This is a genomic window from Pseudomonas sp. GM74 (assembly GCF_000282455.1).
Taxonomy (GTDB): domain Bacteria; phylum Pseudomonadota; class Gammaproteobacteria; order Pseudomonadales; family Pseudomonadaceae; genus Aquipseudomonas.
In genome coordinates this window covers 21815-36298 of the sequence record NZ_AKJG01000100.1, presented here as the reverse complement: position 1 = coordinate 36298, position 14484 = coordinate 21815, and the positions used below count along the sequence as shown (strand labels likewise).

Below are 14484 nucleotides of genomic sequence, written 5' to 3'. Positions count from 1 at the left end.
GGGGCGAGCGTTTTTTTGGTTACTTTTTTTAGGCGCTTGTAAAAAAAGTGACTCGCCGTAAGGGCGAAACCATAAGCCGCCGTTACCGAAGAAACGGATATGTACTCAATCACCCAACTCAAGCCAAACTCTTGCTGACCACCTCAAACACATCGCTGGACAACTGCCCCGAAGCCCGAATCCGCTCCAGCTCCCCCTTCATCAAAGCCTGACGAGCACTGTCATACTTGCGCCAGCGAGTCAAAGGCGCCAACTGCCGCGAAGCAATCTGCGGATTAAAGCCGTTCAACTCAATCACCAGATCCGCCAGGAAGCGATACCCGGAACCGTCGGCGGCATGGAAGTTGATCAGGTTCTGCCCGGCAAACGCACCGACCAGTGCCCGCACCTTGTTCGGGTTCTTGATGTTGAACGCCGGGTGCTGCATCAACGCCTCCACCCGTGCCAGACCACCGGGCAACACGCTGCCGGCCTGGACGCTGAACCACTGGTCCATGACCAGCGGGTTGTCCTTGAAGTACTCGGCGAAGCTGGCCAGCGCCTTGGCCTTCTCGGCTTCGAAGGGTGAGTTGACCAGCACGGCGAGTGCGGTCAGGCGCTCGGTCATGTTGTCGCACGCGTCGAACTGCTCCAGGGTCGCCGCCAGAACTTCCGGCTTGCCGCTGAGCATCAGGTACGACAGCGCGATGTTCTGCAAGGCACGACGGGCAAAGTGCTCGGCTTCGGCCACGTACGGCGTCTGCTTCGACAACTCGCGATTGGCCTGATAACGCTGCCACAAGCCGTCGAACAACGAATCGGCCAATTGCTTGCGAGCAAATTCACGGGCGGTGTGAATCGCTTCGACGTCCGCCACTTCGCTGATTTCGGTCAGGTACGCCTCGCTCGGCAGCGACAGCATTTCGGCGACCATGGCCTGGTCCAGCGACTCATCCGAGAGCACCGTTCGCAGCGCCGACACCAGTCGCTGATCGAGTACCGGCGCCTCGCCCTTCTGCCGCTGGGCAATCAACTCTTGCAGCACCTGCACCGACAGTTGCTGGCCAGCATCCCAGCGGTTGAAACCGTCGCTGTCGTGCTGCATCAGGAACATCAACTGGTCACGGTTGTACGGGAAGCTCAGCTTCACCGGCGCCGAGAAGCCGCGCAGCAACGATGGCAGCGGTTGTTCGGCGATGTCGACGAAGGTGAAAGTCTGCTCGGCTTCGGTCACGGAAATGACCCGCGAGGTGCCTTGGGCGGTGGCTTCACCGGACAGGCGCAGGGCAATCGCCGCGCCTTTGGAATCCAGCAGGCCCAGTTCGACCGGGATCACGAACGGCAGTTTTTCAACCTTGTCCGGGGTTTGCGGGCAGCTCTGGCGGAAGGTCAGGCTGTAGGTCTTCGCCGCCGCATCAAAGGACTCGCTCACCGCCAGGCGTGGTGTGCCGGCCTGGCTGTACCAGCGTTTGAACTGGGTCAGGTCGACACCATTGGCGTCTTCCATGGCCTTGATGAAGTCGTCGCAGGTCACGGCCTGGCCGTCGTGGCGTTCGAAGTACAGGTCGCTGCCTTTGCGAAAGCCTTCGGCGCCGAGCAAGGTGTGGATCATGCCGACCACTTCCGAGCCCTTTTCATACACAGTCAGGGTGTAGAAGTTGGAAATCTCGATGAAGCTGTCCGGGCGCACGGCGTGGGCCATGGGGCCGGCGTCTTCGGCGAACTGGTGGGTGCGCAGGTACGCCACGTCCTGGATGCGCTTGACCGTGGCCGAGTTCATGTCCGAGGAGAAACCGGCATCGCGGAACACGGTGAAGCCTTCCTTGAGCGACAGCTGGAACCAGTCGCGGCAGGTCACGCGGTTGCCCGACCAGTTGTGGAAGTATTCGTGGGCGACGATCGCCTCGACCCTCTGGTGCGCGGCATCGGTGGCGGTTTCCGCCTTGGCCAGCACGGCGCTGGAGTTGAAGATGTTGAGACCCTTGTTCTCCATGGCGCCCATGTTGAAGTCATTCACGGCGACGATCATGAAGATGTCCAGATCGTACTCGCGGCCGTAGACCTCTTCGTCCCAGCGCATGGATTTCTTCAGGCTGTTCATCGCGTGCTGGCACTTGTCGATGTTTTCCGGCTCGACGTAAATGCGCAGCGCCACGTTGCGCTCGCTCATGGTGGTGAAGCTGTCTTCGACGCACCACAGGTCACCGGCCACCAGCGCAAACAGGTACGCCGGTTTCTTGAACGGGTCTTCCCAGGTCGCCCAGTGCCGGCCTTCCTCACCGGGACCGGAAGCGATCGGGTTGCCGTTGGACAACAGCACCGGATAGCTGTGCTGTTCCGCGACCACCGTGGTGGTGAAGGTGCTCATCACGTCCGGGCGGTCGAGGTAATAGGTGATCTTGCGAAAGCCTTCGGCCTCGCACTGGGTGCAGAACATCGTGCCGGACTTGTACAGGCCTTCGAGCGCGGTGTTGGTTTCCGGGTGGATCCTGACGCTGGTATCGACCGTGAAGGTAGCGCTGGTCGGGTGCAGGGTCAGGTGATTCTCGGTCAGCTGATACTGCGCAGCAGAAAGCTCCTGGTCGGCCAGGGTGACTGACAGCAGTTCCAGCTGCTGGCCGTCCAGCACCAGCGGCGGCAGCCCCGGGCCACGCTCGGGGTTGCGGCGCATCACCAGTTGCGCATGGACCAGGCTGTGGTCCTCGTACAACTCGAAGGTCAGGTGCGTTTCGTCGATCAGGTACTCGGGCGCCTGATAGTCCTTGAGGTAGATCATCTTCGGTTGTTCGGTGCGCATGCTGGAGTCCTTACTGATGCACGGCGAGCTGGTAAGCCGTGTATTTACGAATGTTGATCACGCCGGTATCGAAGATCAGGTACTGGCCCTTGATCCCCATCAGCGTGCCTTCGGCAATCGGGTTCTTGTCCAGGTTGAAGCTGACGATCTTTGCCGGGTACTGCTCGACCGGGTAGCGGATTTCCAGCGGTTCGACGTCGGTCACCGGCTGGATCGCCTGCAAGCCAAATCGCTGCTGCAACCCGAGCAGGCCTTCAGCGCAGCTGTCGAACAGCTGATCGCGGACTTCGGCCAGGTTCACCGCCGCCGCATCGCCCTTGAGTAAAGCACGCCAGTTGGTCTTGTCGGCCACCTGGCTGCGGAACAGGTCTTCGACAAAACCGGACTGCTGGCGGGTCGAAACACGCATGATCGGCAAGGCCTGGCTCGCACCCTGGTCGAGCCAGCGGGTCGGCAACTGCGTGGCACGGGTAATCCCGACTTTGATCCCCGACGAGTTCGCCAGGTACACCACGTGGTCGGTCATGCAGAACTTCTCGCCCCACTCAGGCTCCCGGCAGGTGCCGGCCTCGAAGTGGCAGCGCTCCGGGCTCATGATGCACACGTCGCACTGGGCCAGTTTGGTCATGCACGGGTAGCAGTAGCCCTGGCTGAAACTGGTCTTGGTCTTGCGTCCACAATGGATGCAGTGGATCGCCCCCAGGTATTCCAGGCGCACCGTGGTGCCGATCAACGGATTGACCGGGACCTCGGTTTCGCCCAGACGAAATGCATATTGCACGTTCGGCCCGTCCAGGCGCGCCGACATTTTACTGATTGCACCGCGGCCAATCTCGATCAATGGATGGCATCCGACTTGAACAGGATATTCGGTACTTCAATTGACTTGGAGCTGCACTCCTGCGGGCCCATGTAGCCGGTGCGCTGGTCCTCGGGCAGGTTCTGGATTTCCCAGGCGATCATCGCCTGCAGCGACAGCTCGCGTTGCTCGGCGGTGAGCTTGCCACCGTCGGACCATTTGCCGATTTCCACGGCCAGTTTCAGGCTCTCGTAGATATCGGAGGTGATGTTCTTGATCATTTCGTTAAAAGAGGACATTGGGTCTCCGTCTCTTTATTGCATGTTCTTAAATTAGGCGGCCAGTTTACGGCGGTTATACAAACCGCCCAACAAACCGGTGAAGCATCCGATGAGTAACCCGCTGACGTGGGCCGCGTTGGCGATTTCGCCGAAACCGATCATCGACACCAGCCCGGACAGGCACAGCAGCAACCACACCAGCATCATCACCAGCACGCCACGGGGCAGGCGATAGGCCGGGTTCGGCGCCAACAGCTGGAAGATCCAGCAATGCCCGAGCAGGCCGTACAGCACGCCGGACAATCCGCCGAACAAGGTCGGGCCGCTGAAGAAATACTGGGTGAAGTTGGACACCAGGCTGAACAGCAAGGTCAGGCCGATCAGGTTGATACTGCCCTGGCGCGACTCGATGCGCCGCCCCAGCTCCCAGTACCACATGCCGTTCATCGCCAGGTGCAGGATGCCGAAGTGGATCAGCATCGGTGTGACCAGGCGCCACCACTGCCCCGCCGCTAGGCTGTCGGCCAGTGGCGTGAAGTGGATGTACTCGCCGACCACACGGAACTCGAGGAAGGTCAGCCAGCGCATCGTTTCAAGGTTGTCGCCCAGCAAAGTGACCGCGCCGACGATCAGGCTCAGCAGCAATACCAGCGCGGTGGCCCTGGCGTATTTCAACTGCTCGACGAACCCCGGGCGCTTGATGGTTTGCGCCACCGGAATGTCCAGTTGCTGATCGGGATCGCCCGCCGGAAAACGTTCGTACAGCGCACGCACGTCTTCGCTGATGTTGTCCGGCACCCACAGCACCTGCTCGCCAGCTTCCTCGCTGACCCGATGGGGCACTTGCATGCGCTTGAGCAGGGTGACGAACCCGCTCAAGTCCACCGCCAGGGGCAGACGCAATACCGCTACAGCACTCATTGCAGCACCTCCGGCCGCTCGACATCGACCCAGACGAATTTTTGCGGATCCAGGCGGGTTTCCTGATCCAGTCGGTAGGCAACCAGTTTGCCGTACAGCACCGCGCTGTAATCCAGGCAGGCCAGGTTCGGCCGGATCGGCGCCGGTTTGCCGCTACGCCAGTAATGGCCGACGAACAACAGCGGCTCATCGATGCCATAGCGCAGCAAACTGTTCTTTTCGGTGGACGTCAGCGGCGTCCGGGCCACGGGTTCGGGCAGTGCATCCGGCTGGAACACGATGTCGCCGTAGGTTTTCGGATCGTCTTCCCAGAACTTGGTCCGGAAAAACGAACGCACCAGGCCATCGCCGCTGGTCATGGTCAGGCCATGGGGCAAGCGCATGTCCGTGCCGCGCAGCAGCCGGTCGAACACGGTGCAGGCAAAGGAGCCCGACTCCGCCGACGCCTGGACAAAATGCTCGTCGACGCAGCCGTTGGGGAACAACGCCCGCAGCGGCTCGATCAGCCCGGCGTCCCAGCAGGCGTGGACCACGCGAAAACGCCCGGCATCGACGAACAATGGCAACTTGTAGAACCATTGCTGGAAGTCGTGCCAGTCGCCCGGATGGTGTTCGAACTGGGTCAGGGTCTCGTGCAGCAGGCGGGCATGGCGCGGCGTGTGCTCGCGCACGAACTGCTTGCCGCTGCCGGGCAACGCCGGCGTGCTCCAGCCCAGCGCATTGAACTCATGGTTGCCCATGATGCACAGCGCCTGACCGGCCTCGACCATGTCGTGGACGATGTGCAGTGCCTCGCGAATCCGCGGGCCGCGGTCGATGATATCGCCGACGAATACCGCCATGCGCGAGGCATGCCGCCAGACGCCACCCTGCTTGTGATAACCGAGTCGGTCGAGCAAGTGCTCCAGGGTCAGGGCGCAACCGTGCACGTCACCGATCAGGTCGTAGCTACGCGCGGGATCGAGCATCAGTCGCCTCCACCCCCCAACTTGCTGCCCCAGCCGAGCTTGGTCCGGCAGACTTCATAGTAGTTGTGGTCCAGCGGGTGAATCAGCCGCAGTTTCTGGGCTTTCTTGCTGACGGTGATGGTGTCGCCCGGCGCGCAGGTGAAGTGGTTCTGCCCGTCGCACGAGACTTGCGGGTAAATCTGCATATCCTTGGACACGACGATTTTCAGCTCACTGTTGCCATCGACCACGATGGGTCTACCCGACAAGGTATGGGGGTACATCGGCACAATCACAATAGCGTCGAGCTTTGGATGCATGATCGGCCCGCCGGCGGACAACGCGTAGGCGGTGGAACCGGTCGGCGTCGCGACGATCAGGCCGTCGGCCTTCTGGCTGCAGACGAACTGGCCGTCGATGTACAGCTCGAATTCGATCATTCGCGTGGATTTGCCGGGGTGCAGCACCACATCGTTCAGTGCGTCGCCCTGGCCGATGGCCTCGCCATGGCGACGGACTTCGGCCTGCAACAGGAAACGGTTTTCCACCAGATAGTGGCCGTCCAGCACTTCGGCGACCTTGGTTTCCAGTTCGTCGGGACGGATGTCGGTGAGGAAACCCAGGCTGCCGCGGTTGATGCCGAGCACCGGGATATTGTGCTTGGCCAGCGCCCGGGCGGCGCCGAGCAGGCTGCCGTCACCACCGACCACGATGACCATGTCGCAGACTTCGCCGAGCATCTTGCGCGACGAGGTTTGCAAGCCGTGCCCTGGCAGCACTTCGGCGATGGTGTCTTCGAGGATCACGTGCAGGTGACGATCGAGCAGAAACCGTTTCAGTCGGCGGACGGTATCCAGCACCTGGGAACTGCCCAGGCGACCGATGATGCCGATATTGCGAAATTGCTCCATGGGGCTCCTGCGGGGATCTGCGTGGCGACGAAAACCACGATTATGGGCGAAAGCCGCCCGTAGACAAAATCCTTTCAGCTTCAAGGGTGTGCCCGGGTTTCGGGCTATGCTCGCAAGATGATGCTATTTCCGGATTTGCTCCACCTGCCCCATCAGTTACGCCATCCCGAAGTGCGTGACCTGGCGTGGGTCATCCTCGCGCCACCCATGCTGGACGATACCCCGTGGCCGCAGCGCCACCCGCTGGCCGGCAGCGACTGGGTGCAGGCACCGGAACGGCTGGAGCACTGGCTGCGGCAGTTGGATCGCGATAGCTATGGCCTGCTGCACTGGTTGGCCCAGGCCCGGACCCGGCGCCTGGGCTTGTACTACGAACGTCTCTGGCAATTCGCCGTGCAGCATGCGCCGGGCATTGAACTGATTGCCGCCAACATGCCGATTCGCCGTGAGGGGCACACCCTGGGTGAACTGGACATGCTGCTGCGCGACCGCGACGGCGCGCATCACCTGGAACTGGCGATCAAGCTCTACCTGGGCCCGCAATCCGGCGACGGGCACGACACCGCCCAGTGGCTGGGCCCGGGCTGCCACGACCGGCTCGACCGCAAACTGGCGCACCTGAGCCAGCATCAACTGCCGATTTCCGCGCGCCCCGAGAGCCGTGAAGTGCTGGCGGCGCTGGATATCCAGGTGTTCAGCGCCCATTTGTGGCTGGGGGGTTACTTGCTGTACCCGTGGCCAGGGCAGGCAGCCCCGCCGTCCGGTGCGCATCCGCAGCATCTACGGGGTCGCTGGCTGCATCAAAAGGATTGGCCGGCATTGTTGGCCCAAAGCCCGCCCGGGCGCTGGCAACCCCTGCCCCGCCACGCATGGCTGGCGCCGGCGCATTATTCGGCCGAGCACACATGGAGCCCCGGACAGATGCAGGCGTGGCTGGATGACCTGGACCCGTTGGCGCCGGCACAACTGCTGGTGCGCCTGACGGAAAATGCCAGCGGCGACTGGGAAGAGGCCGAGCGCCTGTTTCTGGTGGCGGATCTTTGGCCGAATGTGCCGGGACAGGGTTGAGTTTTGCATTGCCTGAGCCCCCCCCGGAAGCACAAAGTCTGGCCCGCCTACAACCGAATCACATGCCCCTCGACAGGTGGGACCTGGCCATGGAACAAGCGGGAAATGACGCTTAGCGCTGCCTCATAACCTCGACTTTCAATGACCGTCAGCAATGGTTTTTCACTTTCCGTCACCTGCCGAATAAACCGCAGCAACCCCTCGCCGATATGCTGGCTGACCCCTTCCGGCCCCCATTCGGCATTGCGCTTGCGGATCTGGATCGGCGCAAAAAAGAACACCGGTTGGGGCCCTTCGATAGCCGTCAACCGCGCCTCATCGGTACTTTGCGCAGAGCCTGCGAAGCAGCTGTAGACCAGTTGCCCGGCAAAGTGCTGGTGCACCTGATCCCGCAACTGGAGGTCACCCGAAAAGTCCACATACAACGTAGGACGATCATTCCCAAGACTCGTCAGCTCTTCGTAGGACACTGCCCGATCGTAACAACCGAGGGTTTCGACAAAGGCTTTGTTGGCGACCGAGGTCAGGGCAATCCGTTCCAGTTGCGGATGGCTCTCCAGGCAGACCGCCGTGCCGTAGGCGGTTTTACTCGACGCACTGGAAAACACCAGCCGGGTTGCGCCAAAAAACTGGTTGTCCTGGAGGAAGTCCGCCAGCATTGAAGAGGTCAGGAACAGTGGCTTGAGCAATATCTGCAGGTTTTCGGTTTCCGGGCTGTAGTACGGATCCCAGCTGCAACGGGTGTATTGGTTGTACGCCGAGGTCAGCCCCAAGCGGTGCCCGGCCCCATCGTAAAAACCACGTTCGGTGACCCGTTCCGGACGCATCCACAGGTGGCTGGCCAGCGGAAAATAACCGTAAAAGCGCTCGCCCACCTCGATGCCGGCCACGGTCGACGCAATGACGTCCGCGAACCCCCAGGCCGGAATGTGGCCCCAGCCCTCCTCGCCTGCAGGAAAGAAACCCCAGTAGTTCATTGAATCGCCATACGCCGCGTACGTAATGTTGTTGGTGGTCAGTGCGCAACGATCAATCTTCAGGATCACCTCGCCGGCTGCCGGAACCAGGCTACGTCGCTCCTGCTCTATTCGGCTCTGGTCCAGGGCATTTTTGCGGGTAATCAGGCGTGTTACCGTGGTGAAATCCTGCATGTTCGGTCTCCTGCTGCGACAAGGTGGCGGGTCACACAAGGGTAATGACTGCCGATGAAGAGTGGGTTCGGAAACACCAGGGGCGGCTCCCCCACCCTCAATTCCCGCGCCAAGCCGCTGAAACGACCCCGCCAGGCTCGGGCGATCCTCACCGTCGAGGCGATTTACGAGGCTTTTGTTCGGATTTGGCAGCGCAACGGCTGGTCAAGACTGACCACCCGGGACGTGGCACTGGAAGCCGGTGTGGCGGTCGGCACGCTGTATGACTATTTCCCGAGCAAAAAAGCCCTGCTGTCAGGTTACATCCGGCATCGCCTGGATGTACTGCTGGCTCAACTGGATCAAGACGTCATCCAGGCAAACGACCTGGACTGGCTGGCGCGCATCAAGCGACTGGTGCACCTGACCTGCGACCCTGACGATCCCCGCCAACCCTTGTTCAACCATGCCGTGTCGCTCATCGAGCATCAGATCGCCGAGCCCAAGCATCACCGAAGGGTGTATGAGGAACTGTCGCAAAAATGGCGGGAAGCCTTCGCGGCCTGCGGCGATTTACCGATGCAGCCGTCAGCGCCGACTATCGACGCCTGGGTCATCATGGCCTGGGGCGGTCGTCGCTACTGCATCACGGCACAACCGGCGGCGGAACAAACCGCCGTCTGGCTGTCGGAAATGGAAGCATTGGTTTGCAGCCGATTGGCCAACGCTTCGCAGGACTGAGCGCCGGCAAACGAACATCAGTCTTTCTTGTGCTGCTCGACCCACTGCCCATAGGCATTGATGAATTTTTGCAGGAACGGCTTGACCGACTCGGACAGCTTGCCCGCCTCGTCGAATGCAGAACCGGCGTTCCCCAGATAGGCCTCCGGCTGCTGCATCATCGGCACATTCAGAAACACCATGGATTGACGCAGGTTGTGATTGGCGCCAAAACCACCGACCGCCCCCGGCGAAACACTGATAACGGCGCCGGGCTTGCCACTCCATGAACTCTTGCCATAAGGGCGAGAACCGACGTCAATCGCATTTTTCAACGGCGCCGGCACCGATCGGTTGTATTCCGGGGTCACGAACAACACCGCGTCGGATGAGCTCACCTGTTGTCGGAAAGTGCTGTAGGCTGCCGGCGGTGAAGCGCCATCGATGTCTTCGTTATAGAGCGGCAGATCACCAATTTCGACGATGTTGAGCTTGAGATTGGCCGGCGCCAGCTCTATCAGGGCCCGTGCGACCTTGCGGTTGATCGATTCCTTTCTCAAGCTGCCGACCACGACGGCGATCGTATAGACGTTGCTCATTAGAGTTTCTCGACTGTCCGATAGGAAGAGCTTGTAGTTATAGATGACGATTCAAGCAGCGGGCGACCGAAAACAGCGTCCCTGACTATTTTTTTCCTGTAGGAAAACTTACCTCGCCCAAGCACGGTCTACAGTGCCGCAAATTGAGTGATTTATCTCCAGAGGTTCTAAGCAGATGGCAGCAGTACTCGTCGGTCAGTTCCATGCAAGAGATGCGGAAGGCCGTATATATTCGGTGCACGAGTTCCAGGACTCTACCCCGGCGGTAGACGGTTCAGGCCCTGTCACCACTTACAAGCTGGCCATTGGCGACCGTGTCAACAAGGTCGACGACAATGAATTCATGCTGGTGCAAACCGGCGTGACCATTACTCGCGAACCGCAAACCGCCAGCGTTTCATAACCCGTCGTTATGAGCAGAAGTCATATGCGCGGACTTGGGGTAGGATTCAGCCACTGACTCCTCCACCTGCTGAACATGGACTTCACGCATGCGCTTACGCCATATCGAAGTGATCCAGGCGCTCTTGCAGACCGGTCACCTGGGCACCGCCGCCGAATGGCTGCAGTTGCCGGTGGCCGAAGTCGAGCACTTGCTGCGCGACGCCGAGGATCAGTTGGGTTTCATGCTGTTCGCCAGCGTGCGCGGGCGATTGCAGGCCACCCGCGAAGCGCGGGATTTGCAGGTGGAAATTACCCGGGTCTACGATGCGCTCGAACCGGTGCAGCGCCTGGCCAACAGCCTCAGGCAGTACCTGGCGCCGCCGCTGCGCATCATCTGCACCCCGCCTCTGGCCAACCAATTGTTGCCACACAGCATCGCGACCCTGCGCCGACGCCTGCCCGACGCGCCTTGCACTCTGCTGAGCCAGCCCACCCGCGACATCGTCAGAAGCCTGCTGCTGCGTGAAAGCGATCTGGGCCTGAGCCTGCATGACCCCGATCACGCCGACCTCGATTGCCAGGTGATTGCCCAGGGCAAACTCCAGTTGCTCGCCCCCCATGGCTGGCTGCAACCGAAACAGAAATACATTTCACTGCAGGATCTGGCCGGTCAATCGATGATCGGCCTGGAGGGGCACGATCCGTTGAGTCCGGCGCTGGAAAACAAACTGCACGGTTTGCGCCCTGCCCCGGTGATTCAGACCCGGGTCCAGACGCATCAGATGATGCGCAGCATGGTCGAGGCCGGCGAAGGCCTGGCCATCGTCGACCCCTTTACCGCCCTCGGCGCCAAAGCCTCGGGACTGGACGCCTGCCCGCTGGCACCAGCGGTCCCGATCTGCCTCTACGCCCTGACCCTGAAAAACGCCGAACCCTCTGCGGCTGTTCAGGCACTGTTGGCCATCGTCACGGAACAAGCCGCGGCGATGCTGACGAACTGAACCGGTTTTCCAACGGATTTTCGAACAATCGATACCAGAACAGCGCTACTTCGGCGGTGTTCGGATCGATGCCGCGATAGCGCAGGTGGTCGATCCCGCCGATCACGTAACCGCAGCGCTCATAGAGCCTGCAGGCCCCCAGGTTGTTGTTCTGGGTTTCGAGCATGATGCCCGGGAGCTTTTTCTTGCGGCTCCAGAACTGCGCCACATCCAGCAGGGCCTTGGCTACACCATGCCGCCGGGCCGGAGCGTGCACCGCCAGTTCGTCGATATGGGCAAAGCCGTTCCAGTTGGTACTGACCACCAGGTGCCCCACGGGCTGGTCATCCAGATACGCCATGAAAATCGCGCTGTCGGCGGCATCGCGAAAACTGCTGAATTCCTCGGGGTCGATGCCGTAACACTTGCGATAAGGCGTGATCGGGGTAACCGACCACTGTGCCACCGGCGCTCCTATTTTTGCCGCACCGTAGGCCGCGACTTCAAAACTGAAATCACTGCCCCAGATATAGGCGGCAAAACCCTCGTCGGCAACCCGTACCGACAACCCTGGATAATTCGGATTTATAACCGGCTGCATACTGGGAAAGGTCCTCATTCCTTGATGCAATCGACGGTGTAGCACCGCCCACTGCCCTGATCTTCGTGTTGCAATCCGTGCACATCAGCAACGAACCCCGGAAAACTGCTATCGAACGTGCGGGCAAACGCCAGGTAGTCGATGATCGAGCGGGTCGACTCGGTAAAACGCTCGCCCGGCATGATCAACGGTATGCCCGGTGGGTAAGGCACCAGCATCACCGCTGCGATCCGCCCGTCCAGCGCATCGATCGACACGGCCTCGACTTCACCTCGCACCAATTGATCATAGGCGTCCGCCGGCTTCATCGCGACTTCCGGCAATACGGTGTACATGCGTTTGAGGTGCCTGGCGGTGGCATTGCTGCGATAACAGGCATGCAACTGATCGCACAGATCACGCAGCCCCATGCCCTGATAGCGCGCGACATTCTCCTGCGCCACGCAGGGCAGGCAGCTGGCCAGACTGACGTTGGCGTCATAGCTGCGCTTGAACTCCAGCAGCTCGGTGAGCAGCGTGCTCCACTTGCCCTTGGTGATGCCCATGGAGAACAACACCAGGAACGAATACAGCCCGGTCTTCTCGACCACCAGGCCACGCTCCCAGAGGAACTTGCTGACCACCGCCGCCGGAATCCCGCGCTCGCTGAGGGCGCCACCGGCGGTCAATCCCGGCATCACCAGCGTGACCTTGATCGGGTCGAGCAGCACATAATCGTCGGTCACGCCGCCAAAGCCGTGCCAGTCGGCATCGGGTTGCAGCAACCAATCCTCGGTGACGACCCGCTCGATGCCTTGCGCCGACGGCGGTTGCCAGATCGAGAACCACCAGTCATCGGCGGCAATGTGCTGGCGCAAATTGGCCAGCGCCCGGCGAAAACTCAGGGCTTCGTCGAACATTTCCTGCAACAGCGAACGCCCGGCCGGCCCTTCCATCATCGCCGAAGCCACATCCAGCGAGGCGATGATGCCGTACTGCGGCGAGGTCGAGATATGCATCATGAACGCTTCGTTGAAGCGATCCCGGTCCAGTTGCCGCGCACCACCATCGCGCACGTGAATCATCGATGCCTGGCTGAAGGCCGCCAGCAACTTGTGGGTCGAATGGGTGGTGAACACCAACGGGCTGCCCTCATCACGGGAGGTGCCCATGCCGTAGCGCCCGGCAAAGAACTCATGAAACGCCGCATAGGCGTACCAGGCCTCGTCGAAATGCAGCACCTCAACGCTATTGCCCAGTTGCTGCCTGATCAGCTCGGCGTTGTAGCAGAGGCCGTCATAGGTCGAATTGGTCACCACCGCGAGCTTGACCTTCGGTGAACGGCCCTTGGTCAGCGGACTGGCGTCGATCTTGGCCTGGATCGATTCGCGGCTGAACTCGCTCAGTGGAATCGGGCCGATGATCCCCAGTTCATTACGCTCCGGACACAGGTACAGCGGGATCGCGCCGGTCATGATGATCGAGTGCAGCACCGACTTGTGGCAATTGCGATCCACCAGCACCAGGTCATCGCGGGCGACTACCGAGTGCCAGACAATTTTGTTGGCCGTGGAGGTGCCATTGATCACGAAAAAGGTGTGATCGGCACCGAAATTGCGCGCCGCGCGGGCCTCCGCTTCTGCCAGGGGGCCAGTGTGATCGAGCAAGGAGCCGAGCTCGGGCACCGACACCGAAAGGTCCGAGCGCAGGGTGTTTTCCCCGAAAAACTGGTGAAACGCCTGCCCGACCGGACTCTTGTGATACGCCACGCCACCTCCGTGACCGGGGGTGTGCCACGAGTAGTTGGAGTCCGCCGTGTGTTGCACCAATGCCTTGAAAAACGGCGGCAGCAGGCCATCGAGGTATTTGCGCGCTGCGCGGGCCACCTGCCGGGCGAGAAAAGGCACGGTGTCCTCGAACAGGTAGAGAATGCCGCGCAACTGGTTCAGCTCGGCCATGGCGTCGGCGGGCGCGTTTTCCAGGGTCACCTTTTCGCCCAGGGCGAAGATCGGCAGATCCGGTGCTCGCACCCGCGCCAGACCGATCAGCTCGGCCATGTTTTGCAACAAATGAGAGTGGGTGCTGGCGTCTTCGGAGGCAATCAACATGCAGGACAAGCCGTGGTAAGTCGACGCCACCAGACGTCCTTCGGTGTAGTCCACCGCCGAAACGACGCTGAACCCTTCCTGCTCCAGCTCCCGGGCAATCCCCCGCACGCGGTCACCGGCAACGCTGTCGGCCTTGATGTCACGATGGACAATCAGGACCGGGAATTTCAAGTCTTTGTACATGAGGCTCAGTGTCCCGAGGCGGCAGACCAGAGCCTGCCAATCACCTCAGGGTAGAGTGTTGCAGAGGATGTGGCGAGCGGGATGCACCAACTTGTGG

14 protein-coding genes are annotated in these 14484 nt (G+C 61.1%); 4 read left to right on the top strand and 10 right to left on the bottom strand.

The window, feature by feature from the left end:
* Positions 1–118: 118 nt before the first annotated feature.
* The 6 genes from pepN to PMI34_RS08855 are packed head-to-tail and all read right to left on the bottom strand — an operon-like array spanning position 119 to position 6635.
* The gene (gene pepN / locus PMI34_RS08830; protein ID WP_008051906.1) at positions 119–2776 is read right to left on the bottom strand and encodes an aminopeptidase N; all 2658 of its coding nucleotides are present in this window, start codon (positions 2774–2776) and stop codon (positions 119–121) included.
* A 10-nt stretch (positions 2777–2786) separates the two neighbouring features.
* Positions 2787–3617 (bottom strand): DUF2797 domain-containing protein, encoded by an 831-nt coding sequence (locus PMI34_RS08835; RefSeq protein ID WP_008051898.1) that lies wholly within the window; start codon positions 3615–3617, stop codon positions 2787–2789.
* Positions 3614–3874, bottom strand: a complete 261-nt coding sequence (locus PMI34_RS08840; RefSeq protein WP_008051897.1) for a YeaC family protein — start codon at positions 3872–3874, stop codon at positions 3614–3616. Before PMI34_RS08840 ends, PMI34_RS08835 begins: the two co-directional genes overlap by 4 nt.
* A gap of 33 nt (positions 3875–3907) precedes the next feature.
* Complete coding sequence (locus PMI34_RS08845) at positions 3908–4777, bottom strand: rhomboid family intramembrane serine protease (RefSeq protein ID WP_008051896.1); 870 nt, start codon at positions 4775–4777, stop codon at positions 3908–3910.
* Positions 4774–5745, bottom strand: coding sequence for a metallophosphoesterase (locus PMI34_RS08850; RefSeq protein WP_008051895.1), 972 nt, complete (start codon positions 5743–5745; stop codon positions 4774–4776). The genes PMI34_RS08845 and PMI34_RS08850 overlap by 4 nt, the downstream gene beginning before the upstream one ends.
* Positions 5745–6635 (bottom strand): NAD(+) kinase, encoded by an 891-nt coding sequence (locus tag PMI34_RS08855; protein ID WP_008016128.1) that lies wholly within the window; start codon positions 6633–6635, stop codon positions 5745–5747. The genes PMI34_RS08850 and PMI34_RS08855 overlap by 1 nt, the downstream gene beginning before the upstream one ends.
* Positions 6636–6752: 117 nt before the next feature.
* On the opposite strand from PMI34_RS08855, the gene PMI34_RS08860 reads away from it, so the two are divergent.
* Positions 6753–7703, top strand: coding sequence for a DUF1853 family protein (locus tag PMI34_RS08860; RefSeq protein WP_008051894.1), 951 nt, complete (start codon positions 6753–6755; stop codon positions 7701–7703).
* Between the two features lie 47 nt (positions 7704–7750).
* On the opposite strand, the gene PMI34_RS08865 is transcribed toward PMI34_RS08860, so the two are convergent.
* Positions 7751–8854 (bottom strand): DUF2855 family protein, encoded by a 1104-nt coding sequence (locus PMI34_RS08865; RefSeq protein WP_008051893.1) that lies wholly within the window; start codon positions 8852–8854, stop codon positions 7751–7753.
* Positions 8855–8908: 54 nt separating this feature from the next.
* Here PMI34_RS08865 and PMI34_RS08870 point away from each other — a divergent pair, with 54 nt between their 5' ends.
* Entirely contained in the window at positions 8909–9574 is a 666-nt protein-coding gene (locus PMI34_RS08870) for a TetR/AcrR family transcriptional regulator (RefSeq protein WP_008051889.1), read from the top strand.
* A gap of 17 nt (positions 9575–9591) precedes the next feature.
* Here PMI34_RS08870 and PMI34_RS08875 read toward each other — a convergent pair whose 3' ends face one another.
* A complete protein-coding gene (locus tag PMI34_RS08875) occupies positions 9592–10152 on the bottom strand; it encodes an NADPH-dependent FMN reductase (RefSeq protein WP_008051887.1) in 561 nt (186 codons plus the stop codon).
* 175 nt (positions 10153–10327) lie between these two features.
* Here PMI34_RS08875 and PMI34_RS08880 point away from each other — a divergent pair, with 175 nt between their 5' ends.
* Both PMI34_RS08880 and PMI34_RS08885 read left to right on the top strand, forming a co-directional pair.
* Positions 10328–10555 (top strand): hypothetical protein, encoded by a 228-nt coding sequence (locus PMI34_RS08880; protein ID WP_008051885.1) that lies wholly within the window; start codon positions 10328–10330, stop codon positions 10553–10555.
* Positions 10556–10643: 88 nt separating this feature from the next.
* Positions 10644–11537, top strand: a complete 894-nt coding sequence (locus tag PMI34_RS08885; protein WP_008051883.1) for a LysR family transcriptional regulator — start codon at positions 10644–10646, stop codon at positions 11535–11537.
* On the opposite strand, the gene PMI34_RS08890 is transcribed toward PMI34_RS08885, so the two are convergent.
* Together PMI34_RS08890 and PMI34_RS08895 are read right to left on the bottom strand one after the other, a co-directional pair.
* Positions 11503–12117 (bottom strand): GNAT family N-acetyltransferase, encoded by a 615-nt coding sequence (locus PMI34_RS08890; protein ID WP_008051880.1) that lies wholly within the window; start codon positions 12115–12117, stop codon positions 11503–11505. The genes PMI34_RS08885 and PMI34_RS08890 overlap by 35 nt on opposite strands.
* Positions 12118–12131: 14 nt before the next feature.
* Positions 12132–14387, bottom strand: a complete 2256-nt coding sequence (locus PMI34_RS08895; protein WP_008051878.1) for an Orn/Lys/Arg decarboxylase N-terminal domain-containing protein — start codon at positions 14385–14387, stop codon at positions 12132–12134.
* Positions 14388–14484 lie beyond the last annotated feature (97 nt).